This window comes from Cognatishimia maritima, from assembly GCF_900129685.1.
In the GTDB taxonomy this organism is placed as follows: domain Bacteria; phylum Pseudomonadota; class Alphaproteobacteria; order Rhodobacterales; family Rhodobacteraceae; genus Cognatishimia; species Cognatishimia maritima.
Genome location: NZ_FQWM01000001.1, coordinates 56,414 through 82,085, shown reverse-complemented (window position 1 = coordinate 82,085; position 25,672 = coordinate 56,414). Strand labels below are relative to the sequence as shown.

The window sequence follows — 25,672 nt, the reverse complement described above, 5'->3', positions numbered from 1 at the left end:
TTCATCTGGCCCTAGAAGAAATCAATCGAGACCTGCAGCAGGCGCTCGACTTCGCCGACGTCCTTAGACAGCGCGAACAGGGCGATAATGTCACCTTCCTCGATCTGCGTGTCGCCCTGGGGCTTGATCATCTCTCCGTCTTTTAGGATGCCACCCAGCAAAACGCCTTCGGGAAAATCCACGTCGCGCAGCAGACGGCCCGCGATGGGTGACGTTGACAGAACCTCTGCTTCAATGATCTCTGCCTCGGCATCGCCCAACGAATAGACATCGCGCACGCGGCCATGGCGGATGTGACGCAGGATCGAGGATACAGTTGTTCCGCGCGGGTTGATATGGGCGTCGATGCCCAAGGGGGCCATCAATGGCACCAAAGTTGGATCATTGATCAGGGCAATGGCCAGCGGGCAGCCTTGGGATTTGGCGCGCACCGCGGTCAGAATATTGGTCTTGTCGTCATCGGTCACAGCAAGCACGGCGTCTGCGCGCGAAATCCCCGCCTCGCGCAACAGCGCGGCATCCATTCCGTCTCCGTTCAACACAATCGTCCGTTCCAACGCATCGGCTGCTGCTTCAGCGGTTGCGCGGTCGCGCTCGATGATTTTGGCGCGGATCGCGCGACCCGGCAGTGCCTCAAGTTCCTGGGCCACCATCCGCCCCACGTTGCCGCCACCGATCAAAACAACGCGTTCCTGTTTGCGTGTAGTTTTGCCAAAAATCTCAAGCGTGCGCTGCGTGTCGCGCACATCCACCATCACGTAGATATCGTCGCCAACAAAAAGCTGGTCGCCGGGTTCCGGGGCGAAAAGCGTGCCATCACGGCGCACACCAACAACTACGGCCCGCAACGTGGAGAACAAATCAGACAACTGCCGCAAAGGCGTGTTCACGACAGGGCAGTCTTCATCCAGCACAATGCCAATCAACTGCAGCTTACCGTCCAGAAAGAATTCGGTGTCAAAAGCCGCAGAGGCCGCCAGACGTTTCAGTGCGGCTGCCGCAACTTCGCGTTCCGGGCTAATGACGACCTCAATCGGCATGTGTTCGCGGCGGTAAAGGTCAGAATAAATCGCGTCCAGATAGGACTGCGCCCGCAGGCGCGCGATCTTGCGCGGAATGTTGAACACCGAATGCGCCACCTGACAGGTGACCATATTGACCTCATCCGAATGGGTGGCGGCGATGATCATATCGGCATCGCGCGCGCCAGCCCGGTCCAGCACATCCGGGTAACTTGCAAACCCAGCCACACCCTGAACATCCAAGGTGTCCGTCGCACTGCGCACCAAATCGGGATTGTTGTCGACCACCGTGACATCGTTGAGCTCATTGGCCAAATGGCGGGCGATTTGCCAGCCCACCTGCCCTGCGCCGCAAATGATGACCTTCATGCATGCCTCCGCATTCGTCAGGCCCTTGGTGTGGCAGACCGCAGCGCAGGCGTCAATTCATTGCTGCACCCGCATCCTAGGCCGCAGCCCTTAGTCAACTTCATCTACACGCGCCACGCGAGCACCTTGTTTGCTAGAGGTCACAACCCCCAGAGACTTGAGTTTGCGGTGCAAGGCAGAGCGTTCCATGCCCACAAAATTGGCGGTGCGACTGATATTTCCACCGAAACGATTGATTTGCGTCAGCAGGTATTCGCGTTCAAATGCCTCACGCGCCTCACGCAGAGGCAATGTGGCCAATGCGCCAGACAGCACCACGCGCCCCTCTTCTTCGCCTGCTATGTCGTTGCCCGGCAGTTCTTTGGCCAGAATCTCTCCGGTCCCATCTCCAAGGATCAGCACGCGTTCAATCAGGTTCTTCAACTGGCGCACGTTACCCGGCCAAGACATGGTCTGCATCAAGGCAATGGCCTCGTCCGACAGTTTCCGCAAAGGCAGCCCCTGCGTGTCATTGAGTTCGGCGATAAAGTGTTCGGCCAAGGTCGGGATATCTTCGCGCCGGTCTTCCAAAGAGGGCACGTCAATCGGCACCACATTCAGCCGGTGATAAAGCTCTTGCCGGAACCGTTCGGCGGCGATTTCAAGGGCAAGGTCTTTGCTGGTTGAGGAAATGACCCTCAGATCGACTTTCTGAGCATCGGTGCTGCCGACACGACTGAAACTTTGATCCACCAATACGCGCAGGATCTTGGATTGCGTACCCAAAGGCATATCCGCAACTTCATCAAAGTAAACGACACCGCCGTTGGCCTTCTCCAGAAGGCCCTGTTCGATCCCGCGTTCTGGGCTTTCTCGGCCAAACAGAACCTCTTCCATACGGTCAGGTTCAACGCCCGCGCAATTCACCGTCACAAAAGGCGCATTCGCACGGTTGGAATGCGCGTGAATGTAGCGCGCGGCGACCTCTTTGCCTGCGCCCGCCGGGCCGCATAGCATCACGCGACCATTGGACTTTGTGACCTTATCGAGTTGTGAAATTAGCGCTCGGAACGACGCACTTTGCCCAATCATCTCAGTCGGTTTGCTGTCCTGACGGCGCAACGCCTGATTTTCCTGCCGCAGACGACTGGTTTCCATCGCACGGCGGATCACCACCAGAAGCTGGTCAATATTGAAGGGCTTTTCGATGAAATCGTATGCCCCCTGTTTGATCGCAGCGACCGCGATTTCGATATTCCCGTGGCCCGAGATGATGACAACCGGCACGTCAGGGTAGTCGCGTTTGACGACCTTCAGGATGTCGATCCCATCCATATTGCTGTCTTTCAGCCAGATATCGAGGATCATCAGCGCCGGCTGTTCTGAAGTGACCTGCTGCATGGCCTCATCGCTGGTGCCTGCCAGACGGGTGGTATAGCCCTCATCCTCAAGAATATCGGACACCAGCTCCCGGATGTCGCGTTCGTCATCTACAATTAGAATATCGCCCATATCTTCCCCCAAACCTTAAGCTTCACCCGCGGGCTGTGCCGCTGCAGTTACTGGTAACGTAATTTCCGCCATTGCCCCGAAATGGGCATTTCCTTCGAACACAGGTGCATCCAGCAAGGCCAAAGTGCCGCCGTGTTCTTCGATAATCTTTTTCACAATCGGAAGCCCCAAACCGGTGCCCTTGTCACGTGTGGTGACATAGGGCTCAAACAGTTTGGCGCGATCTTCTGGCAGGCCGATGCCATTGTCGGCGACGCAGATCACGCAGTCGCCATCTGTGACTTTTACGCTCACCCAAATTTCAGGTTTCAGCGATTCAACTTCACCTTTTTGCGCAAGGCTTTCAATGGCTTCCCCTGCGTTCTTAATTAGGTTTGTCAAGGCCTGACTCAGCATGGTTTCATCTGCAAAGCCCTGCACAACGCGATCCGGAATGTCAGTTCTAAACCGCACTTCTGGCTGGCCAGACTCCTGCAAAAGAACCGCGTCTTTCACCAATTGCACCAGGTCAACATCACGCCGCTCTGGTTCGGGCATGCGCGCGAATTTTGAGAACTCATCGACAATCCGGCGCAGGTCATTTGTCTGGCGCACGATCACATCGGTCATCTGTTCCAGTTTGTCAGAGTCATCCCCGACACGTGGCGCAAACTTGCGTTTGATCCGTTCCGCAGACAGTTGAATCGGCGTCAGCGGATTCTTGATTTCATGTGCGATCCTGCGGGCGACATCACCCCAAGCCGCCATACGTTGCGCCGTCACCAGGTCAGTCACCTCGTCAAAGGCAACCACGTAACCTTCCAAAGCTCCTGCCTCACTGCGCCGTGGCGATATGCGCACCAGTAAGCTTTCCAACTGACCGTCGCGCAGCACTTTGATTTCCTCCTGCGCGACTTCAGCACCCGACTGGCGCAGATCTTCAAAAATAGCGGTGAACTCAGGAATCGCCACAGCCAGCGGCACCAAAGCGTCGTGCTGATCTGATTCAAGCACATGTTCCGCCGAGCGATTAAGGAAGGTGATCCGCCCCAGAGGGTCCAAGCCAATCACGCCGGACGTGACCGACCCAAGAACAGAATCAAACAAGCGGCGGCGGCGTTCGATTTGATCGGTGTTTTCCAGCAGCGCTTGCCGTTGGCCTTTTAGCTGGCGCGTCATCTGGTTGAAGTAGCGCCCAAGCATGGCGATTTCGTCATCACCGTCTTCTTCGATGACCTGCACGTCCAGATCCCCGGCGCCAACCTGCTGCGCGGCATCCGTCAACCGCCCGACAGGACGCGACAACCGTTCGGCAAACAAAAGACCCAGCCACGTTGCCGCAAGGATCAAAATCGCGGCAAATCCCATGTAGATCAGGCCAAAGCGGATCAATACCTCACCCCGCTCGTTTTCCAACTGAGCATAAAGTTTCGCGGTTTCTTTGGTTTCATCCAACAGGCTAAAGATCGAGGCATCGACCGAGCGGCTAATATAGAGGTAACGATCCACAAAGCCGTCAAGTTGCACCAGCGCACGCAACTCGCTTTGTTCCAAGTCACGGATCACCAGCACGCCATTTTCCGTCGCTTCGGCAATTTGCTCGGCACTTGGCTGTTCAAAATCAAAAAGGTAGGACCGATCTCCACGGGCGAGCAAATCGCCCGAGCCGTTCACGATATACGCCTCACGCAGGCCACGCTGAATGCGCGACTGGGCTTGGCTGAGAAGCGTTCTGAAGTCGCCGGTCAGGAATATCCGCCCCCCGGTCGAACGGTTCGCATTGATATAGGCCGCGACCGCCAATGCGTCGGTTTCCAGCGCGCTGACATGCTCGGCTTCATAGGCTTCGGCGGCGGCCACTGAACTGCCGACCACTTTGCTAACCCGGTCAGAGAACCAGCCCTCAAGCCCGATATTGATTGTGAGACCCGCAAAAATCGCCATTGTGACAGCGGGCGCAAGCGCCATCAGCGCAAATGCCCCCGTCAGGCGCAGATGCAACCGCGACCCGGCCGATTGCGCGCGACGCGATGCAATGACACGCACCACGCGCTGCAAGACCAGCGCGGCAATCAGAAGAACGTAAACCAGATCGGCCAGCAGAATGGAGCGCAGCGAAATGGACGAACTGCCCTGCTGCAGCGGACCAAACACATAATAGGTCAGCGCCGCCAGAATCGGTCCAAGCACAACCAGCCCGAAAGTGGCGAAATTCTGCGCACGGCGCTGTCGGCGCAGGCGCTGCAGACGAACCCAATGTGATGTTTTTGCCCGGGTGACCACCCGTTGCCCCCAATTGATGTAGTGCCCGATGGGCGATTCTCTGCCAGATCGTGTGGTTTCAAAGGTATATGCGGCGCAACCGCCACGACCTGTGGCAGTTTTACATCAACTTACGACGACGTGTCACGTGAATATCAAGGTCAGTGATCTTCTTGCGCAAAGTATTTCGATTGATCCCCAAAAGATCAGCACATTTCGCCTGATTCCCGCCCGTCGCATCCAGTGCAATTTCAATCAGCGGCAGTTCGATCTCACGCAGAATACGCCCGTAAAGGCCGGGCGGAGGCAGGATGTTGCCATGCAGATCAAAGTAGCGCCGAAGGTGGCGTTCAACCGCGCCAGAGAGCTTTTCACTTTCGCCACCGCCCAAGAGCGGCACCGCCTCAGGTTGGCTGCCCAGAACGGATTCAGCCTCAGATCGTGTGATTTCCTCGCCCCGCGCGGTCAAAACCAGCCGCTTCACCGCGTTTTCCAACTGACGCACGTTGCCCGGCCAACTGTAAGCACGGAAAAGTTCGCGCGCATCCGCAGAGAACAAACGCAACGGTGCGCCGTCGCGTTCGGTGCGATTCAGAAAGTGTTCGATCAGCAGCGGAATGTCATCAACCCGCTCGCGGAGGCTCGGCACATGTAGACCCGCGCCGTTGAGCCGGTAGAACAGGTCCTGACGTACTTTGCCCTTTTCGACCAGTTCCATAAGGTCTTGCTGACTTGTCGCCATAAACCTTGGCCCGTGTTCGCCCGGATTGTCGATCATCCGCACCAGTCGCGCCTGATCGACATCGTCAAAATCGCTGACCTCATCAAAGAGGATCGTACCGCCCTTCGCGCGCGCGAATATTCGCGCGGGACCTTCGATATCGCTTATGTCTGACTTCGTGACCGTCACAAACGGCAAGCTGCGGCGGTCAGAGAAATCGTGAATTTCCTTCGCGATGAGCGACTTACCCGTGCCGGACTCTCCTGAAATCAAAACCGGCAGATCGGTGTTCATCACCCGCGCGACCACGCGATAAAGCTGCTGCATTACCGGTGTGCGTCCCACCAAAGGCAGCTCATCCGGGCGCTCTTTTTCCGTTGACGACTGTGGTGACAACGTCCGCTTTTGGCTTAACGCCTTACCGGTACGCTTCATCAAGTCGGGTAAATCAAAGGGTTTCGGCAGATAATCATAGGCATCCGCCTCTGCCGCCTGAATGGCCGTCATAATTGTATTCTGCGCCGAAATGACAATCACCGGCAGCCCGGGGCGGTCTTTGGAAATTTTAGGCAACATTTCCAGTCCGTTGCCATCCGGCATCGCGACGTCGGTGATCACCACATCCCCTTTGCCCTCGCCAACCCATCGCATCAGCGTTGTCAGCGAACTGGTCGCATGCACTTTGCACCCTGCCCGCGTCAACGCCTGCGTGAGTACGGTGCGAATGGTGCGATCGTCATCAGCGACGAGAACTGTACCGTCCATGACTTATGTCTCCTCTGGGGGAAGTAGGTCCTTGGGGGCCCTTGGTAATGAAATACGAAATACGGTGCGGCCGGGCACGGAATCGACTGAAATCCAGCCGCCGTGGTCCGAGATAATCTTGCTGACCAGCGCCAAGCCAAGGCCGGTGCCATTTTCCTTACCGGATACAAAGGGGTCAAAGATGTCGCCCTTGATGTCCTGCGGCAGGCCCGGCCCGTCGTCGGTGATCTCGATCTGCAGCGGAAGCGAATGGCCAGTGCCATCGCTGCGGCGCAGTTTGAAGCTGTGTTCAAAATAGCTGCGGATGCGTATGGTGCCGGTTTTTCCAGCGGCTTCGGACGCGTTTTTCAGAAGGTTCAGAATAACTTGCAGCAATTGGTCGCTGTCGCCACAGGCATAGGGCAGCGACGGATCATAGTTTTCAATGATCTCCATATGCGCGCCAAAACCCAACAGAGCGGACCGACGCGCGCGATCCAGAATGTCGTGAATATTTACTGCCTGTTTCGCGGGCGGTTGCAGGTTGCCAAATTGCTCGACCTGTTCCAGCAATTTAACGATCCGGCGGCTTTCTTCGACGATCAGATCGGTCAATTCCAGCTCTTCAGTAGGAAGATTCATCGACAAAAGCTGCGCTGCGCCAGTGATACCGGCCAATGGGTTTTTGATTTCATGCGCAAGCATTTCGGCCATACCGATGGCAGACTTTGCAGCGCTTTTGACAGTGACTGAATTGCTGACCCGGCTGGCCAATTCACGCGGAGAGATCAGGATGATCATCTCGCCTTCGCTGTCCACAATTTCGGCGATCTGAACGTTACATTGCATCGGCGGCGCATTGCCCGTGCCAACATCGACGTCATTCACAAACAACGGCGTACCCGTGCGCCGGGCGCGATCAAACGCCTCTTCCAAAGGCGCATCCACAGCGATCTTGTCCCAGACCGGCACGCCGCGTAAAGATTTTGCAGACGCATTCAGAAAGACTTCTGCAACACCATTGATGTCGACGATAGCATCATTTGCATCGACTTGGATCGCAGGCACCGGAAGCGAGGACCATAGCGCAGCGTTTTCGATCATGCGGCCGCCCTTCCGTCAATGGCTTTGACGCCGTCATGTGCCTGACACAGCATGTCCGGCAAAAGTGCGAATGTTTCCTCTGAAGTCTTGCAGGTGAGTATTTGATTTCTAATGGTTTTCTCTGTTCCTAGGTGATCCATATACCAGCCAAGGTGTTTGCGGGCGACCCGTACTCCTAGGTCATTGCCGTAGAACTTTAGGATTGCCTCGTAATGATATGAAACCATGGCGATAAAGTCATCATCCTGGGGGATATTTGGCGCTTTCGAGCCAAATAGGTCCGAAGCAACCAAGGCGGGCATCCAAGGACGCCCCTGAACACCACGGCCAAGCATCACTCCGTCCGCGCCGGACTGCTCTAGAGCGGTCCGCGCGGTGCACGTATCGACAATGTCACCGTTGGCGATGACCGGGATACGTACAGAATCTTTGACGCGACGAATGGCACGCCAATCGGCAGCACCTTTGTAAAACTGGCACCGTGTCCGCCCATGGATCGTGATCATTTGGATGCCCGCTGCTTCTGCCCGCACGGCCAATTCCGGTGCATTCAGCAAGGCATCATCCCAGCCAAGCCGCGTTTTCAAGGTGACCGGGACATCGACAGCGCCAACCACCGCCTCAATCAAGCTCAGCGCATGATCCAAATCGCGCAGCAAAGCCGACCCAGAGGCACCGGCCCCGCTGGAACTGGTGACCTTCTTCGCGGGGCACCCCATGTTGATGTCGATTATTTTCGCGCCGCTGGCCTCCGCAAAGCGCGCGGCCTCGGCCATCCAATGGGCCTCGCAACCGGCAATTTGAACCGCGGTGCCTTCTATTCCAAACCCAAGCTCGGCCTTCTCTCGAACACCCGGCTTTGCGTTCAGCAAATCCTGCGAGGCAATCATCTCTGACACAACCAGACCCGCGCCGAATCGCGCGACAAGTTCGCGAAACGGCAGGTCCGTTATCCCCGCAAGCGGTGCCAAAAACACCGGCGGGTCCAGGGTCAAGTTTCCGAGGCGAATGCTCAAACGTCTAATCCTTGTCTATTGCGCCTAAATTACGGGGGATTCGGGACTCTCTCAACGAATCTGGCGCGTTTTTTGTTTCAGAAATATGCAGATGCTCAATAAATAGGCAATCAAAAGGGGGAGATTGCGTCTTTGGGCGGCAAGACTTAGACAGCGTACATGTATGGAATGTCTCAAAAAACAGCGGTTTTGATCGTCGCAGCCGGGCGCGGCACCCGCGCGGGTGCAGGGCTTCCAAAACAATGGCGGATTTTGGCCGGAAAGCGCGTGGCGGATTGGACGATTGCACGATTTGCATCGCACCCCGCCATTGATCACATCCTATTGGTCGTAAACCCCGACGATGCGCCGCATTTCCAATCGCTTGATATTGAAACCGTTTTTGGCGGCGAGACCCGAGATCAGTCCGTGAAAAACGGCTTGCTGGCGCTGGAAGGGCGCGGTTTTGGCAAAGTGCTGATCCACGATGTCGCCCGCGCGACCGTGCCCGCCCAGTGCATCCAAGACGTGGTTGATGCGTTGGATCATGCGCTGGGCGCGGCCCCTGCGCTCCCGGTCACCGATGCGCTTTGGCGTGGAGAGAACGGCCAAGTCAAAGGCACGCAAGCCCGCGACGGGCTCTATCGCGCGCAAACCCCGCAAGGGTTTCATTTTGACGCTATCCTAAGCGCCCATCGCGCCCACAAAAGCACGGCAGCGGATGATGTCGAAGTTGCCCGCGCCGCGGGCCTTGAGGTCACAATCACCCCCGGCGCCGAAGAAAATTTGAAAATCACCACCGCCGAAGACTTCGCGCGGGCGGAGCACATACTAAGAGGTCACATGGATATTCGGTTGGGCAATGGGTACGACGTACATGCTTTTGAAGAGGGCGACCATGTCATCCTCTGTGGCGTCAAAATCCCACACAGCAAAGCGCTGAAAGGTCATTCCGATGCGGATGTTGGGATGCATGCGGTAACCGATGCCATCTACGGCGCTTTGGCCGAAGGCGACATAGGTCGCCATTTCCCGCCCAGTGAGATGGAGTGGAAAGATGTCGACAGCGCGATATTCCTAAAGCATGCTGTTGATTTGGCAGGGCAAAAAGGGTTCTCGTTCTCAAACATTGATTGCACGCTGATTTGCGAACGACCCAAGATCGGCCCGCATGCAGATGCTATGCGCGCCCGTATGGCAGAGATCATGGGGCTGTCTGTTGACCGGATTTCGATTAAGGCAACAACCTCTGAACGACTTGGCTTTACCGGACGCGAAGAAGGCATCGCCGCAATTGCAACAGCCACGCTGGTGTCCGCATGAGCCGCCTGATTGCGACGGTCGGCGGCGTCGGCTTTTTGCGCCCTGCGCCCGGCACTTGGGGGTCAGCGGTCGCTGTGCTTCTTGCACTGGCACTTCACTACGCAGGTGGCTTCCCCCTCCTCGCGCTTGCCACGCTCCTTGTTTTTCCGGTCGGCTGGTGGGCCACGGCCAATTACACTGCTGGCAGCGAAAATCACGATCCAAGTGAGGTTGTGATTGATGAAGTTGCGGGCCAATGGATTGCCCTACTTGTCACAAGTTATGGCGCATGGCGCATGGGCGCTGACCCGCTGGCGCTTTATCCTGGCTGGATCGCGGGTTTCCTGCTGTTTCGGCTGTTTGACATCACCAAACCGAACCTCATCGGCTGGGCCGACCGGCGCGGAGACGCTTTGGGTGTGATGCTGGATGATATCATCGCTGGGATTTATGCCGCGATGGCGACTGCAGCCCTCGCCGCGCTTTTTCATCTGGTGATCCTGTGAGCCTCGCCGCCGATGTCCTGACCCGCGCCAAAGAAAAAGGTGTGATGATCGCCACCGCCGAAAGCTGCACCGGCGGAATGGTCTTCGCGGCCCTGACAGACATCGCTGGCTCCTCCGCCGTCATGGATCGCGGCTTTGTGACCTACACAAATGACGCCAAACAAGAGATGCTTGGAGTATCGTCCGCCACTTTGGCCGCGCATGGTGCCGTGTCGGAACAAGTGGCCAAAGAGATGGCAGAAGGCGCCCGCGCTAACAGCAAAGCGCAGCTTGCGGTTTCGATCACGGGGATTGCTGGCCCCGGGGGATCAGAGCATAAGCCCGAAGGCCGCGTCTGTTTTGGCATCACTTTTGGAACAGATACACACACCGAAACCGTCGAATTCGGCGCTTTGGGCCGCAAAATGGTGCGAGAATCGGCGCGCGATCATGCTTTATCGCTTCTGCATCAGGCGCTTTCGACAAAGTGATATAAAAATAATCAAACACCACCAGCATACGCCTATTTTTTAATCATTAACAAACTTGCGCAATCTTTAGGCGCTCATTCGCGGCAATGCCGCTTTGTTTTGCAGTCCGCATAGGGTTCACCCCTTCCAACCAAAATATTTGGAAAGGATGGGACAATGAACGGAGCGGATACCGCTTGGATAATCGTCGCAACAGCGCTTGTGCTGTTTATGACCCTACCGGGGCTCGCGCTTTTCTACGGCGGCCTTGTGCGCGCGCGCAATGTACTGAGCGTCTTTATGCACTGCTACGCCATTGCCTGCCTGATGAGCGTGCTTTGGTTCATATTTGGCTATTCCATCGCCTTTGGCGGCGGGGAAAGCGGGTTCTGGGGCGGTCTGGACAAGATGTTCCTGTCGGGCGTCACCGTTGACAGCCTGTCAGGCACCCTGCCCGAAGTTCTGTTCTTTGCCTTCCAAATGACCTTTGCCATCATCACCCCGGCGCTGATCGTGGGTGCCTATGTGGAACGCATCGGCTTTGGCTTTGTCCTGCTCTTCTCAGGCCTTTGGATGCTGCTGTGCTACGCGCCAGTTGTGCATTGGGTCTGGGGCGGCGGCATGCTGGCTGACGGTGGCATCTTCGGTGACACCGGCGTCAGAGATTTCGCTGGCGGCATCGTCGTGCACGAAACCGCAGGGATTGCGGCGTTGCTGATTGCTGTCGTGCTTGGCCCGCGCAAAAACAAAACCACGCCGCCGCACGCGCCATGGATGGTGATGATTGGTGCCGCGATGCTGTGGGTTGGCTGGTTCGGCTTTAATGGCGGCTCTCAGCTGGCGGCAGACGGCGGCGCGGCGATGGCTTTGACCGTGACCCATATCTCTGCTGCAACGGCCTCATTGACATGGGCCATTTGGGAAAAGATCAAATACGGCAAAGCGTCCTTGGTGGGCATGGTCACCGGCACCATCGCCGGCCTCGCGTCCATCACCCCGGCCTCAGGTTTTGTCGGCCCGGTTGAAGCGCTGATCATCGGGGCCATCGCCGGTATCCTGTGCCAAGAGGCCGTGAACCTGATCCGCAACGGGCTGAAAATCGACGACACCCTGGATGTGTTCGCGGTGCACGGCGTCGGCGGTATCTTCGGCACAATTATGATTGCTGTCTTTGGTGCCGGCGCATGGGCTGCACAGCTTGGATCGCTTGTTATTGTGGGTGTCTTCACCGTGGTTGTAACTTTGGTGCTGATTTATGTGGTGAAACTTGTCACCCCGTTGCGCGTGGATGAGGAAACAGAAACCAACGGTCTGGACCTCGCTGTGCACGGCGAACGCGCTTACGACATACGTTCGTAGTCGTATCAAATTTTCTTCCTGAACTGGGCGGCCCAAGGGCCGCCCCTTTTCTTTCTGTCATTTCGTAGGCCGGGCTTTAGCCCGGCAATCGCAGTCTGGCTTACGGCGCCGGGCTGAAGCCCGGCCTACGCCTGTCGCCCAACAGCGGTTAGCCGTAAAGGTCCGCCGCCCGGCTCTCAAACGCCCTCACGATCCGGTGCATCGCTTCATTGAACACCACGCCAATGATCCCCTGAAGGATCGCGTTCTTGAACTCGAAGTCGACATAAAACGCCACCTCACAGCCACCTTCCACGTCTTTAAAATCCCATGTGGATTTCAGGAACTTAAAGGGACCATCCAGATATTCTGTGTCGATGCTTTTCTCTGCCGGATGCAGCAGCACTTTCGATCCGAACCGCTCGCGGAACACTTTGAACGATATCACCAGATCGGCCAGCATCAGCTCTGCATCGCCTTCCGCCTCGCGCGACCGGATGCGGGCCGCGGCGCACCATGGCAAAAAATCGGGATAGGACGCCACATCGGCCACCAGATCGTACATTTGCTGCGCCGAATAGGGCAGCCGCTTGGTTTCTGAGTGGGTCGGCATGATCTTCCCGAAATTCAAATGGACAGTGGGCGCCCATTTCGTATGCTGGGCGCGGAAAATCAAGGGGGCAGCATGACACAGCCTGACTATGTGATCGACCAGATGATCTCGGCTAAAAGCATCGCCGCCCGTATCGAAGACCTGTGTCACGATATCCGAGAGGAGTTTTCGGACACCGAAAAGCTGGTGGTCGTCGGCCTTTTGCGCGGCTCCTTTGTGTTTATTGCCGACTTGGTGCGCGAACTTGATCTGCCGGTTGAGGTCGATTTCCTTGAGGCATCTTCTTATGGCAACAGCATGGAAAGCAGTCGCGAGGTGCGTATTCTCAAAGATCTGCGCGGCGAAATTCAGGGGCGCGATGTTCTGGTGGTCGAGGATATTGTCGACACCGGCCACACGCTGCATCACGTCAAACACCTGCTGGAAAGCCGCGAACCGCGCCGGATGAAAACCATTGCCCTGCTCGACAAACCCACCCGACGTGAGGCGGATGTGCGCGCAGATTGGATCGGCTTTGAAATCCCAGACGAATTTGTCGTGGGCTATGGCATCGACTACGCACAGCGCAACCGGAACCTGCCCTTCATTGGCAAGGTCAGGTTCCCGGAATGAACCCGCGTTGGTTGATGCGCATGGCGCTTTGGGCGCGCAATCCTCCATCTAAGCGACGTATCCAGATCGTGGTATTTGCTGTGGTCTGCACAGCCATTCTGTATGGAATCGAGCAATATTTCGGTTGGCCAGAGGCGCTAACGGTCGAGAAAATCGGCAACCGGGGGCTGCGCCAGTAAGGCGGCTGTTCAACTAATCGTGAACAACCCGCGAGATTCAGTGCTTCGTTTTGCAGCGCCAACCCATAAAGTGAATCTCAATGCCAAAATGAGAACAGGGAGATAACGATGAAGACAAAGGTAACGATGACCGCAGCTCTGATTTTGACCTTGGGCACAGGGCTTACGTTTGCCGATGGCCACGCAGACAGCGCCATTCAAGCAGCGATCAAGGCGCGGCAGGGCCAGATGAATATCAACCAGCTGAACGTTGGCGCCCTGTTTGGCATGGCAAAAGGCGACATCGAATATAACGCTGAGGCGGCTCAAGCGGCGGCCGACAATCTGGTTGCCATGGCGAACCTGAATGGCGGTGCCATGTGGCCCCAAGGGTCGGACGCCAGCAGCGTTGAAGGCACACGTGCGAAGGCAGAGATCTGGGCCAATTTCCCAGATGTGTTTGCGAAACTCGGCACTATGCAGGAAACCACTGCAGCGCTGGCTGCCGTCGCTGGTGACGGCAAGGAAGCCATGCAAGCAGCCCTTGGGCCTGTTGGTGCGGCCTGCAACGACTGCCACAAAGAGTATCGCAGCCGTTAAGCCGCGCGCTTCGCTTTAACAAAACAGGACGCCGCATGGTCGCATTGGTCAGATGGAGTATCTTTCTGCTGATTGCAGGCCTTGGGGCGTTCTACGTTCTAACCATGCCGCGCGGTGTGGATGAAGCCCGCTTTGCCGGGCTAACAGGCGATGCCAACCGGGGTGCTTCAGCCTTTCATGCCGCTGGCTGCGCCTCTTGCCACACAGCACCCAAAACGGATTTTTCCACAGAGCCAGTTTTGGAAGGCGGGCGGCAATTCCCTTCGGACTTCGGAACCTTCATTGCCCCCAATATCTCGCCTAGCACCACACAAGGCATCGGCGGCTGGAGCCTTGTTGAATTCGCCAATGCCGTAAAGCGCGGGATATCGCCCGATGGCGCGCATTATTACCCGGTCTTTCCCTACACGGCCTATGCCCGCATGGCGGATCAGGACATTGCCGATCTAAAGGCCTTCATAGATGCCCTGCCCGCCAGCGATACCCCCAGCCAAGCCCATGACGTTGGGTTTCCATTCAGCATCCGCCGAACGTTGGGTGCCTGGAAAATCCTCTTTGCCGGAACCGATTGGGTCTTGCAGGATGCGGACACCCCTGAATTAATCCGAGGCCGCTATCTGGTCGAGGCGCAGGCCCATTGTGCCGAATGCCATACGCCCCGCAATGTACTGGGCGGGCTAAAGACCGATGCGTGGATGACCGGGGCCGTGGTGCCCGGTGAAGGCAAAGTCCCTGGTATTGATCCAACAAGTCTAGATTGGGCGGAAAAGGACATCGCCTTCTATCTGGAAACAGGTTTTACGCCTGATTTTGACAGTTCCGGCGGCGCAATGGTGCATGTCATTGAAAACATGTCCCAACTGCCCGCAGAAGATCGCGAAGCGATTGCCGCTTATTTGAAAGCTTTGGCAAAATAGAAACGGCACCCGAAGGTGCCGCTATTCCATCAAAACGATCGACGATTAAGCCTGTCCCAGCTTCTTCATCCGTGCATCGCGCAGCTTCGCGAAATCATCGCCGGCGTGGTAGGAACTGCGAGTCAGCGGTGTGGCCGACACCATCAGGAATCCCTTGCCATAGGCGGCTTTCTCGTAGCTCGCGAATTCCTCTGGAGTCACAAAACGATCAACACCGTGGTGTTTCGGCGTTGGTTGCAGATACTGGCCGATGGTCAGGAAATCCACATCCGCAGCGCGCGCGTCATCCATAACTTGCAAAACCGACTGACGGTCTTCACCCAACCCGACCATGATGCCAGATTTGGTAAAGATCGTCGGATCAAGTTCCTTCACACGCTGCAACAGGCGCAGGCTGTGGAAATACCGCGCGCCGGGGCGCACCTCGGGATAAAGGCCCGGCACGGTTTCAAGGTTGTGGTTAAAGACGTCTGGCTTTGCTTCCACCACGGTTTCCAGCACCGACGGCGCGCATTTGAGGAAGTCCGGTGTGAGAATCTCAATTGTCGTTTTTGGCGAGCGATGCCGCACCGCGCGAATGGTCTGCGCGAAATGCTCGGCCCCGCCATCTGCCAGATCGTCCCGATCAACCGAGGTGATCACAACGTGGTTCAACCCCAGCTTCTGCACCGCATCCGCCACGCGGCCCGGTTCAAACACGTCCAGATCATCCGGGCGGCCCGTCGCGATATTGCAGAACGTGCAACCACGCGTACAGATATCGCCCATGATCATCATGGTGGCATGACCCTGACTCCAGCATTCACCCGCGTTCGGGCAACCCGCCTCTTCGCAAACCGTGACCAGCTTGTTTTCGCGCATGATCTTTTTGGTCGCGTTATAGCCCTCGCCCGTCGGCGCTTTGACGCGAATCCACTTTGGCTTTTTCGGCTGAGCGTTGTCCGGGCGGTGCGCCTTTTCGGGGTGGCGCTGTTCAGGGATCTTCAAATCTCGCACGCGGGTCTTCCTTGCACATCAATTGCGTCAATACTGCTTAACATAGCGACAGAACAAAACCAGTGCCAGAGGTGCATTCCCGCTATGCAATGTGATGCGATTGCAGGCAATTTCCTGCCCTCGGCCTTTGCAAGACCTGATATCCCAATTCCCACGTTGCGGGCACATTAGAATCATTTTAAATCGCAGGTCGAGTTGAACCCAACGATTGAGGATACCAAAATGTTTGCAGGCCAAAAACTGCCCAAAGTAACTTTCCGCACCCGAGTACGTGATGAAAGCATCGAAGGACCAAACCCATTCCGCTGGCAGGACATGACCACCGATGAATATTTCGCCGGCAAGCGCGTTGTGCTTTTCTCTCTGCCGGGTGCCTTCACACCGACTTGTTCGACCTACCAATTGCCGGGTTTTGAAAACGGTTTTGAAGATTTCGCAGCCGAAGGCATCGACGCGATCTACTGCATGTCCGTGAACGACAGCTTTGTCATGAACAAATGGGCCGAAGCGCAGGGCATCAAAAACGTCAAAGTGATCCCAGACGGCTCTGGCGAATTCACCCGTAAAGTTGGCATGCTGGTCGACAAAGACAACGTCGGTTTCGGCATGCGCTCTTGGCGCTACGCGGCCATCGTAAATGACGGTGTTGTAGAAGCATGGTTCGAAGAGCCAGGCCGCGACGACAACCACCCAGAAGACCCATATGGCGAAAGCTCCCCAGAGAACGTTCTGAAGGCGCTGAAAGCCGCGAAGGCAGAAGCAGCGGCATAAGACCCACTTCGCTAAAAATCAGAGGCCCGGCGGTATCCCTACTTGCCGGGTCTTTTTGTGTCCCGCGCATACAGGGACACAGTTTTTTGCGGCAATTGTTGTTAGGCAACCGCAATCATCCAATCATGTCGCGGCTGTCGTCGCGTGTTTCGCCATAATGCTTGCTGAGGTACTCAAGCGCGATCCGAAGAACAACCTTGCCAGAGCGCGCAGGCCAACCAAAACGGCGCTCTACGCTTTCCAATCCTTCCTGATGACAACAACACCAGAGTGCCGCGCCCGCCAGATCGTCGGTTAAGGCCTCAAAAGCGGCCTCAAATCGTTGACGCGCCGCGCTGCCGGGGCCGTTGTGGCCCATTCCGGGTGCGACCCGCGTTCCCGGAGTGAGGAAATTGTTCCAATTCTGGCCAATGATCGGGCCCAATTGGCTCAGTTCAAAGTCTTCGCGCAGGCGTTCTGCAGCGCTGACAAGGTCCGGCGTCAGATAAGGATTGCCATCGCGATCTTTTCGACGTGCAAGGGTCAGAACCGGCCCGTCGTTTGTGCTGAACCGCGTGCGGCGCAGCTTTGGTTCCGCATGAGTGGGCTTTGTTTCGGAATTCTCGTCCTCAAACGAAACACCGCTTTGCATCAGCTCGGCCAGTTTCGCCTGTCCGGCAGCCGTGATCTTGTACCGCGATATGCGCCCCTTGGCGCTGCAACTGATCCAATCCTGCAGGGCCATGGCTTGGGCGACTTCGCGGTCCACCACTGCGGTGCGCCGCGTCCTGCCATCTGCCCCATCGCGCGCAACAACGGCTTTGTCCATGTCTTGCGCCACAGCCAAGACCGCGCCCGCGACATTCAACTTACAGAGGATCAGACCCGCCGCCTGATCAAGGGCCTCGTCATTGAGGTAGCTTTCAGAGGTGTCTCGTCTTTCAGACGCCAAATCGGAATCACCACCGCCTTTGGTGTCCTCTCCGACCACTGCGCCCAACCGTACAAGCGCTTCGTCGATCAAAGGATCGTCACGTTTGGATTCCACCCGCCTGATCTGTCGTAAAACCGTCGAGGCATGCACATCAGAACTGCGCGCCAATTCTCTGATAGAAATACCTTTTTCCGTATGAGCAAGGTAGCGCAACGCAAATTGCGGCACCCAGTTCGGTACGCGGCAAAGGGACGCCTCCGCCCGCCAATGTTTTGTCATTCCTGCCCCCGATGGGTATCTGTTTCATGGTCCATGCCCACAGATGCCCCCGGAAAATGAAAGAAGGCCAAGGTCGCAAATGGTTACCCATATATTAACATCTGTCGGCCCAAGCGAGTTTGCGCGGGAAACTTAAACAGGTCAAAAATCCGCCGTGCGCTGTGTCGGGTCGCAACGCAACACCCCCAAAGGTTGTGCCATGCTGCGCCTCTGATCTTTCTCAGGAGGATGCAAGATGCAGGATATTGCGACACGGCTTTCCGGTCTTAACCGGCCACGGCTCTTGGCGCGCACCGCCAAACTCGCAGCGGAAGCCTATCACCGCGAACGTCACCTGACGCCGTTTCTGAAATCATCGTGGCTGCCCAGCCATGGGGCGGCGATATTGGAATTGATGGAGGTGGAGCAGCAGCAGAACGCAATGCGTCAAAGGGCTGATCTGGATTACTCGCTGACCGACCACATCAATGTTCTGGCCGCCATCATCGGTGAGGCGCGCCATTGGCACGATGCCCGCGCAAATGAGCGGCAGGTCAGCAAACGCTAACCTGCCGCCTTTGGTCTTATTCCAACGCGTCAGGCATCGATGCTTTCTTTTCAGTGACAAAAGCAATCAACGCGGTTTCAATCGCCGGATCGATGGCCGGACGCTGATACGCATCCAGCAGCGTATTAACCCGCTTTGCCGCCAAAGTTTGCGTATCGCGCGCGCCTTCGTCCTGCCAGGTTTCAAACGGTTTGTAATCCAGAACCTCGGTCCGCCAGAACGCCGTCTGATAATTCGCCTGCGTATGGGCACAACCCAGATAGTGACCACCCGGCCCCACTTCGCGCAGCGCATCCATGCCCTGCCCGTTTTCATCAATGGGAATACCAGCGGCAAACTTATGCAGAATACCAAGCTGGTCGGCATCCATCACGAATTTCTCAAAGGACGCCACCAAACCGCCTTCCAGCCAACCACAGCTGTGCAGCATAAAGTTCACACCACCCAGAAGGGCTGCGTTATGTGTGTGCGCGGTCTCATAGGCCGCTTGCGCATCAGGCAATTTCGACCCGCATAGCCCACCGCCAGAGCGGAACGGTAAGTTCATGCGACGCGCCAATTGCCCCGCACCGTACAGGATTTGGCTGGCTTCCGGAGTGCCAAAGGTCGGCGCGCCAGACCCCATATCAATCGAGGTCACAAAGGCCCCAAAAATCACCGGCGCACCGGGGCGGACCAATTGGCTGTAAGCGATGCCCGCCAGAACCTCTGCAAATACCTGCGTCAGCGTACCGGCGACAGACACCGGTGCCATCGCGCCACCTACGATAAACGGCGAAACGATGCAGGCTTGGTTGTTTTCGGCATAGACCTCCAGCGCACCCATCATGATGTCGTCAAAGGTCAAGGGCGAGTTGATGTTGATGAGCGAGGTCATCACGGTGTTATTTTGCACAAACTCCTCTCCAAAGAGGATTTTGCACATATCCACCGAATCCTGCGCGCGGCTTGGTGCGGTCACAGAGCCCATGAAAGGCTTGTCAGACAGCGTCATATGGGCAAGCAGCATATCAAGGTGGCGTTTGTTCACGGCCACATCGGTTGGTTCACAAACCGTGCCGCCAGAATGGTGCAGCCATTTGCTCATGTAGCCAAGTTTCACGAACTTGTGGAAATCATCCATTGTTGCATAGCGACGGCCACCGTTTTCGTCGCGCACAAAGGGCGGACCATAGACAGGCGCGCAAACCAATGTGTTACCACCGATCTCAACCGATTTTTCTGGGTTGCGTGCGTGTTGCGTGAATTTGCTTGGCGCAGTCTTGCAGAGGTCGCGCGCCAGTCCACGCGGAATACGCACCCGCGTGCCATCAATGCTGGCCCCAGCGGCTTTCCAGCGCTCTAGGGCGCGCGGGTTGCTTGGGAACTCAACCCCGATTTCTTCCAGCACCGTTTCCGCGTTCTCTTCGATCACGGCCAAGGCTTCGTCGGTCAGCACCTCATAGAGGGGCACGTTCCGTTCGATATATTTTGCTGTTTCAATGCTGACTGCTGTGCGCTCGGCACGGCGCGCCGCACCACCGCCACTCCGCGATCTGCGCCGGGTTGGGGCTTCTCCCATATCGTGTCATCCTTAGACCGAAATTGCATGATGTTTCAGAAGTATCCTACCTGAAGGGCGGAAAACGGAAAATAGCGGCGCAATTGGGGGAAAAGCGACATCTACGAATTTCGCGGTCCCTGACATTTTCCGGGCTAGCAGGCCGACACCTTGCATCGCGCAATGGCTGTTTTCACCGCATTTGCACAGCTTCCGCCAACGAACTGCGTTTTCCGGGAACAAACACGTGGCCAAGCCCGTCATGGCGCTTGCGAAATCAGGTGCTTTGTCCTATGCGGCCATCATGACAGAGACATCCCACGACCGCCTTCTTATCATCGACTTTGGCAGCCAGGTCACGCAGCTGATTGCGCGTCGCCTGCGCGAGTTGAACGTCTATTGTGAAATCCACCCCTATCAGAACGTCACGATGGATTTCGTGCGCGAGATGGACCCCAAAGCGGTGATCTTTTCCGGTGGCCCGGACAGTGTCACCCGCGAGGGCAGCCCACGCGCCCCGCAAGAGATTTTCGACTACGGCGTGCCGATCTTGGGCATCTGCTATGGTCAACAGGTGATGATGCACCAATTGGGCGGCAAGGTCGAAAGTGGCCATGGCACTGCCGAATTTGGCCGCGCCTATGTCACCCCAAGTGAAGAGCGGATCGATTTGCTGACGGGATGGTTCCTTGAGCAGACCGAACAGGTCTGGATGTCCCACGGCGACCATGTCTCTGAAATTGCGCCGGGTTTTCAGGTCTACGGCACCTCACCCAACGCCCCTTTTGCCATCACGGCAGATCTGGAGCGTAACTTCTACGCGGTGCAGTTCCACCCGGAAGTGCACCACACGCCAAATGGCGCGACGCTCTATGAAAACTTCGTGCGTCTGGCTGGTTTCAAAGGCGATTGGACCATGGGCGCCTATCGCGAACAAATGGTCGAAAAGATTCGCGAGGAAGTTGGCGACAAGAAAGTCATTTGCGGTCTTTCAGGCGGCGTCGACAGTTCCGTTGCTGCGGTTCTAATCCACGAAGCGATTGGTGACCAACTGACCTGTGTGTTTGTTGACCACGGTCTGTTGCGCAAAGGCGAAGCCGAAGAAGTCGTGACCATGTTCCGCGACAATTACAACATGCAGTTGATCCACGCGGATGAGCAGGAATTGTTCCTTGGTGAGCTGGATGGGCAGTCTGACCCAGAAACCAAACGCAAAATCATTGGCAAGCTGTTCATCGACGTTTTCCAGAAACACGCGGACACCATCGAAGGCGCAGAGTTCCTTGCTCAAGGGACGCTCTATCCTGATGTGATTGAGTCCGTGTCCTTCTCTGGCGGTCCATCCGTGACCATCAAAAGCCACCACAATGTGGGCGGCCTGCCTGAAAAGATGGGTCTGAAGCTGGTCGAGCCGCTACGCGAACTGTTCAAAGACGAAGTGCGCGCCTTGGGCCGTGAACTCGGCCTGCCGCAAAGCTTTATCGGCCGCCACCCCTTCCCAGGGCCGGGTCTGGCGATCCGTTGTCCGGGCGAAATCACCCGCGAAAAGCTCGACATCCTGCGCGAAGCGGATGCGATCTATATCGATCAGATCCGCAAGCACGGTCTCTATGATGACATCTGGCAGGCTTTCGTTGCGATCCTACCTGTGCGCACCGTGGGCGTGATGGGCGATGGCCGCACCTATGACTACGCCTGCGCCCTGCGCGCAGTGACCTCGGTGGATGGCATGACCGCGGATTACTACCCATTCAGCCACGAATTCCTCGGCGAAACCGCCACAAGAATTATCAATGAGGTCAAAGGCATCAACCGATGCACCTATGACATCACCTCTAAGCCTCCGGGCACCATCGAGTGGGAATGATTTGAACCAACAAAGCCAAGCGCAACCACGCGCTTGGCTTTTGTGCTTTTGAAACGACTGGCACTGGCATTCGTGAAATTTGGAGACACCATGATTCAATTGACAGGCTATATCGACATCCCCGAAGACCGCTTTGCAACGGTCATCGCGGCACTTCCCGAACATATAAAGCGGACCCGACAAGAACCCGGAAACGTCGCATTTGAAGTCAAGCAAAGTGAGTCGGTGCCCTTCCGTTTGGAAGTCGACGAAACTTTCATGAATTTGGATGCGTTCAAGCGCCATCAGGACCGCACCGCGCTATCCCATTGGGCCGAGATCACACGCGATATACCTCGGAAGTTCAAAATGGAAGAACTGATCTAAGTTTCCTGCAAGGAACACACCGTTCTGAACGCCAATGCGAGCCACCCCCAAATGACTGAAAAACAACCACATATTGTTGTAACAGGTGCCAGCGGGTTTATTGGCACCCATGTCATGCAAGCCCTGGCTGCTGCAGGCGAATATCCGGTTGGTCTTTGCCGCAAGCCCACCAAGGGTCTGGTGCATGGCTTTGATTTGATGGAGATGGGCGACCTGTCAAAGGTTCTGTCCGGGGCCAAAGCTGTGGTGCATTGCGCTGCGCGGGTGCACAGTAAAGAAGACCCGAAAACGGAACTGGACGACCACCGAAAAGCTAATCGTGATGGCACAGCGGACCTGTTGCGACAGGCCGAAGCGGCCGGTGTTCAGCATTTTGTTTTTCTGTCGACCGTGGCTGTCTATGGGCTGCAAAAGGCATCCGAGGTTATCGCGCTGAATTACCCGAGCGCCCCAAACACCGCTTATGGGCAAGCCAAGCTAGAGGCCGAAGCCATCGTTCAAGCCTGCCCGATGCGAAGCACCATTTTGCGCGTTCCGCTGGTCTATGGCCCACACGCGCCGGGCAATTGGCGCAAGTTGATGCGGCTTTGCCAAAGCGGCTACCCCTTGCCTTTTGGCTTCGTCGGCAACCGACGCAGCATGATCGCTGTACAGAATCTGGCCGATCTGATCCGGCATTGCCTGCAATCTGACGACACGCCAGAGGTGATCCTTGCCACGGATCACGATGATCTTGGCACCACACGCATTTGCACCGAATTGCGCAAAGCGATGGGCAAGCCGCGTCGGCTTTTTGCGGTGCCTAAACCCTTGATGTCAGCGGGTGCGACATTGGTGCGCCGCCCTTACCTTTATGAGCAACTGTTTGAATCGCTTCAATTTTCCGCAACCGATTGTGGCTGGACGCCGCCTTTGACAGCAGATCAAGCGCTCCATCTTTGCGTCACAGGCACCGCGGCCGGCAAATAGTCCTTTTCCCAAGACGCGAATTAGGACACCCTGCACGGCAGAGGAGTTTTCATGAACGCATATCTTGGGGCTGCGCTTTGGATGGGCGGGGCAATTGTTTCATTTATGGGCATGGCCGTGGCCGGACGCGCGGCAAGCGTGGAACTCAATACTTTTGAAATGATGACCTACCGCAGCTTCCTTGGGGCCATCGTGATGGCTTTCGTTCTTTGTTTGCGGCGTGGCTGGCATGAAATCTCGCTGCGGCATTGGCGCATGCACAGCGCGCGCAACCTGTCGCATTTCGTAGGTCAAAACCTTTGGTTCTACGCCCTGACAGTGATGCCACTGGCACAACTGTTTGCGTTTGAATTCACAACGCCGATCTGGGTGATCCTATTGTCCCCGCTGATGCTGGGCACCAAGCTGCGCTGGCCGGGGTTGGTTGCAGCCGGCGTGGCTTTTGTCGGCATCTTAGTCGTGGCCCGCCCGGGAGCCGTCCCCATTGGCCCCAGCGTTTGGGCCGCGTTGGGATGCGCCATCGGCTTTGCATTACCGTACTTCTTCACAAAGAAGCTTTTGGCGTATGAAAGCATCTCGGCCATTCTGTTTCAGATGGTGATCATGCAAGCCACATTGGGGCTGATTATCACCAGCTTTGACGGCGGTCTGACACTGCCGTCGCCCCAATTGATCCTGCCTTTGGTGGTAATCACGGCGACCGGTTTGGTGGCCCATCTTTGCATTTCCAAAGCCCTGCAGTTGGCGCCAGCTTCGGTTTGTGCACCGATTGATTTCATCCGTTTACCTGCCATCGCTGTGGTCGGCGCGGTGTTTTATGACGAACCAATTGACATATTTGTCTTATTAGGTGCTGCATTAATTTTCGGCGGCAACTATTTGAATATCGTATCAGAAATGAAATCAAACGTGGTTGCATCGCGCGCCGTAGCCAAAGACTGACCCAAGGTTAGACCAACCAGTTTAACGCGTGGTCATAGTTGACGTGCACGTCAACTGATCCATAGCTTCGCTTCACTTTTTAACACGTGGGGAGGCGTGGAATGATACGGGCATGGAAAGTTGCGGCTGGCCTAGCGCTGGCAGCGACAACCGCATCGGCGGGCGGGATCGAGCGCACGGCGCAATCAACAGCGATTTTGTTTGAAAAAGGCAATATTGTCGAACTGAGTTTCGGGTCGGTAAACCCATCAGTTTCGGGCGCAACGACGGGTGCTTTCGCCCCATTTGGCGCAGCGGGCATTGCCTCGGGTGACTTGGCAGAAAGCTACACAAACGCTGGTCTTGCGATCAAACAGGATTTCTCTGACCGGCTTTCTTTTGCGCTGATTTACGATCAACCCTTCGGGGCCAACACTGCCTACCCGCTGGGCACCGGCTATTTCGCGCAAGGGTCTTCTGCGACTTTGGCCAGCAACGCTCTGACAGGCCTTTTGAAATACACAACCGACGCAAACGTCAGCGTCTTTGGCGGGTTGCGCTATCAAACCATGCGCGCCGAAGCGAACTTGATATTTGCGGGCTACAACGTCGAAAGCGAAACAGACGGCAGCCTCGGCTATGTCGCCGGTGTCGCTTATGAAAAGCCAGAGATCGCCCTGCGCATCGCACTGACCTACAACTCTGCCATCAAACACGACAACGCTGTTGTTGAAACGGGCGGTGCGGTGCCGGGGGCATCAACCCTGTCCTACGAAACGCCGCAGTCGGTTAACTTGGATTTTCAGACCGGCATTGCCAAAGACACGTTGCTGTTTGGGGGCGCACGTTGGGTGGATTGGTCGGAGTTTGACCTTTCCCCGACAAGTTACACAACAGCGTTCGGCGCGCCGCTGGTCAGCTACCCAAGCGACACCGTGACCTACACGCTTGGTGTGGGTCGCCGGTTCAACGACACGTGGTCCGGGGCTGTTTCGCTGACACATGAGCCGAGCAATGCCGGGAACTACACCAACCTTGGTCCCCTCAATGGCCGCTCTGGTGTCACCATTGGTGCGACGTACAAGCAGGGTCAGATGGAGATCACAGGTGGTATCAGCTACATCTGGATCGGCGATGCCACCACCACGGTTTCAGCCGCCGCCCCGACAGCGGTTGCGAGTTTCACCGACAACACCGCCGTTGGTGCGGGCCTGCGAATCCGCTATCGCTTCTGATCCCTAACCCAAACGACACAAAGCCCCGCCCGAATGGCGGGGCTTTGCATTTGCGGATTGTTGACCACAGCAGTCTAGCCCGCTAC

At 56.5% G+C, this 25,672-nt stretch carries 25 protein-coding genes; 15 read left to right on the top strand and 10 right to left on the bottom strand.

All coding sequences use genetic code 11. The annotated features are described in order from the left end of the window. Positions 1-11: 11 nt before the first annotated feature. From trkA to dusB, 6 genes are all read right to left on the bottom strand, one after another. Complete coding sequence (gene trkA / locus BUA39_RS00425; RefSeq protein ID WP_072789344.1) at positions 12-1,391, bottom strand: Trk system potassium transporter TrkA; 1,380 nt, start codon at positions 1,389-1,391, stop codon at positions 12-14. A 90-nt stretch (positions 1,392-1,481) separates the two neighbouring features. Continuing rightward, positions 1,482-2,882, bottom strand: a complete 1,401-nt coding sequence (ntrX, locus tag BUA39_RS00420) for a nitrogen assimilation response regulator NtrX (protein ID WP_072789340.1) — start codon at positions 2,880-2,882, stop codon at positions 1,482-1,484. 15 nt (positions 2,883-2,897) lie between these two features. Then, complete coding sequence (locus BUA39_RS00415) at positions 2,898-5,144, bottom strand: sensor histidine kinase (RefSeq protein WP_072789337.1); 2,247 nt, start codon at positions 5,142-5,144, stop codon at positions 2,898-2,900. Positions 5,145-5,244: 100 nt separating this feature from the next. Then, a complete protein-coding gene (locus BUA39_RS00410) occupies positions 5,245-6,609 on the bottom strand; it encodes a response regulator (protein ID WP_072789334.1) in 1,365 nt (454 codons plus the stop codon). A gap of 3 nt (positions 6,610-6,612) precedes the next feature. Then, a complete protein-coding gene (locus BUA39_RS00405; protein WP_072789331.1) occupies positions 6,613-7,692 on the bottom strand; it encodes a two-component system sensor histidine kinase NtrB in 1,080 nt (359 codons plus the stop codon). Beyond that, on the bottom strand, positions 7,689-8,708 hold the full coding sequence (dusB, locus tag BUA39_RS00400; RefSeq protein WP_072789328.1) for a tRNA dihydrouridine synthase DusB: 1,020 nt from the start codon (positions 8,706-8,708) through the stop codon (positions 7,689-7,691). Before dusB ends, BUA39_RS00405 begins: the two co-directional genes overlap by 4 nt. Positions 8,709-8,867: 159 nt before the next feature. On the opposite strand from dusB, the gene BUA39_RS00395 reads away from it, so the two are divergent. From BUA39_RS00395 to BUA39_RS00380, 4 genes are all read left to right on the top strand, one after another. Next, on the top strand, positions 8,868-10,010 hold the full coding sequence (locus BUA39_RS00395; RefSeq protein WP_242648517.1) for a bifunctional 2-C-methyl-D-erythritol 4-phosphate cytidylyltransferase/2-C-methyl-D-erythritol 2,4-cyclodiphosphate synthase: 1,143 nt from the start codon (positions 8,868-8,870) through the stop codon (positions 10,008-10,010). After that, positions 10,007-10,495: a phosphatidylglycerophosphatase A family protein gene (locus BUA39_RS00390; protein ID WP_072789322.1), complete on the top strand. Its 489-nt coding sequence runs from the start codon at positions 10,007-10,009 to the stop codon at positions 10,493-10,495. The genes BUA39_RS00395 and BUA39_RS00390 overlap by 4 nt, the downstream gene beginning before the upstream one ends. Then, positions 10,492-10,965, top strand: a complete 474-nt coding sequence (locus tag BUA39_RS00385; RefSeq protein WP_072789319.1) for a CinA family protein — start codon at positions 10,492-10,494, stop codon at positions 10,963-10,965. The genes BUA39_RS00390 and BUA39_RS00385 overlap by 4 nt, the downstream gene beginning before the upstream one ends. A gap of 156 nt (positions 10,966-11,121) precedes the next feature. Then, positions 11,122-12,303: an ammonium transporter gene (locus tag BUA39_RS00380; RefSeq protein ID WP_072789316.1), complete on the top strand. Its 1,182-nt coding sequence runs from the start codon at positions 11,122-11,124 to the stop codon at positions 12,301-12,303. Between the two features lie 148 nt (positions 12,304-12,451). On the opposite strand, the gene BUA39_RS00375 is transcribed toward BUA39_RS00380, so the two are convergent. After that, complete coding sequence (locus BUA39_RS00375; protein WP_072789313.1) at positions 12,452-12,895, bottom strand: type II toxin-antitoxin system RatA family toxin; 444 nt, start codon at positions 12,893-12,895, stop codon at positions 12,452-12,454. Positions 12,896-12,967: 72 nt separating this feature from the next. On the opposite strand from BUA39_RS00375, the gene hpt reads away from it, so the two are divergent. The 4 genes from hpt (at position 12,968) to BUA39_RS00355 (ending at position 15,182) form a co-directional block, all read left to right on the top strand. Further along, a complete protein-coding gene (gene hpt, locus BUA39_RS00370; protein WP_072791615.1) occupies positions 12,968-13,507 on the top strand; it encodes a hypoxanthine phosphoribosyltransferase in 540 nt (179 codons plus the stop codon). Continuing rightward, positions 13,504-13,686, top strand: coding sequence for a hypothetical protein (locus tag BUA39_RS00365; RefSeq protein ID WP_072789310.1), 183 nt, complete (start codon positions 13,504-13,506; stop codon positions 13,684-13,686). Before hpt ends, BUA39_RS00365 begins: the two co-directional genes overlap by 4 nt. 108 nt (positions 13,687-13,794) lie before the next feature. Further along, positions 13,795-14,265, top strand: coding sequence for a c-type cytochrome (locus BUA39_RS00360; protein ID WP_072789307.1), 471 nt, complete (start codon positions 13,795-13,797; stop codon positions 14,263-14,265). A 35-nt stretch (positions 14,266-14,300) separates the two neighbouring features. Further along, complete coding sequence (locus BUA39_RS00355; RefSeq protein WP_072789303.1) at positions 14,301-15,182, top strand: cytochrome c; 882 nt, start codon at positions 14,301-14,303, stop codon at positions 15,180-15,182. A 45-nt stretch (positions 15,183-15,227) separates the two neighbouring features. Here the strand turns inward: BUA39_RS00355 and lipA are convergent, their stop codons facing one another. After that, a complete protein-coding gene (gene lipA / locus BUA39_RS00350) occupies positions 15,228-16,178 on the bottom strand; it encodes a lipoyl synthase (protein ID WP_072789300.1) in 951 nt (316 codons plus the stop codon). 222 nt (positions 16,179-16,400) lie between these two features. On the opposite strand from lipA, the gene BUA39_RS00345 reads away from it, so the two are divergent. Next, entirely contained in the window at positions 16,401-16,949 is a 549-nt protein-coding gene (locus BUA39_RS00345) for a peroxiredoxin (RefSeq protein WP_072789296.1), read from the top strand. Positions 16,950-17,064: 115 nt separating this feature from the next. Here BUA39_RS00345 and BUA39_RS00340 read toward each other — a convergent pair whose 3' ends face one another. After that, positions 17,065-18,141 (bottom strand): DUF6456 domain-containing protein, encoded by a 1,077-nt coding sequence (locus tag BUA39_RS00340; protein WP_072789293.1) that lies wholly within the window; start codon positions 18,139-18,141, stop codon positions 17,065-17,067. A gap of 235 nt (positions 18,142-18,376) precedes the next feature. On the opposite strand from BUA39_RS00340, the gene BUA39_RS00335 reads away from it, so the two are divergent. Next, a complete protein-coding gene (locus BUA39_RS00335; RefSeq protein WP_072789290.1) occupies positions 18,377-18,688 on the top strand; it encodes a DUF6477 family protein in 312 nt (103 codons plus the stop codon). A gap of 16 nt (positions 18,689-18,704) precedes the next feature. Here BUA39_RS00335 and BUA39_RS00330 read toward each other — a convergent pair whose 3' ends face one another. Further along, a complete protein-coding gene (locus BUA39_RS00330) occupies positions 18,705-20,249 on the bottom strand; it encodes a trimethylamine methyltransferase family protein (RefSeq protein ID WP_072789286.1) in 1,545 nt (514 codons plus the stop codon). A 283-nt stretch (positions 20,250-20,532) separates the two neighbouring features. On the opposite strand from BUA39_RS00330, the gene guaA reads away from it, so the two are divergent. The 5 genes from guaA (at position 20,533) to BUA39_RS00305 (ending at position 25,586) form a co-directional block, all read left to right on the top strand. Further along, positions 20,533-22,095 carry a glutamine-hydrolyzing GMP synthase gene (gene guaA / locus BUA39_RS00325; protein WP_072791614.1) on the top strand — a complete coding sequence of 521 codons (1,563 nt, stop codon included), beginning with the start codon at positions 20,533-20,535 and terminating at the stop codon, positions 22,093-22,095. 90 nt (positions 22,096-22,185) lie between these two features. After that, entirely contained in the window at positions 22,186-22,461 is a 276-nt protein-coding gene (locus BUA39_RS00320) for a putative quinol monooxygenase (protein ID WP_072791613.1), read from the top strand. Positions 22,462-22,512: 51 nt separating this feature from the next. After that, complete coding sequence (locus tag BUA39_RS00315) at positions 22,513-23,430, top strand: NAD-dependent epimerase/dehydratase family protein (RefSeq protein WP_072789283.1); 918 nt, start codon at positions 22,513-22,515, stop codon at positions 23,428-23,430. A 51-nt stretch (positions 23,431-23,481) separates the two neighbouring features. Further along, complete coding sequence (locus BUA39_RS00310) at positions 23,482-24,372, top strand: DMT family transporter (RefSeq protein ID WP_072789279.1); 891 nt, start codon at positions 23,482-23,484, stop codon at positions 24,370-24,372. A gap of 101 nt (positions 24,373-24,473) precedes the next feature. Then, on the top strand, positions 24,474-25,586 hold the full coding sequence (locus BUA39_RS00305; RefSeq protein ID WP_110721796.1) for an outer membrane protein transport protein: 1,113 nt from the start codon (positions 24,474-24,476) through the stop codon (positions 25,584-25,586). Positions 25,587-25,672 lie beyond the last annotated feature (86 nt).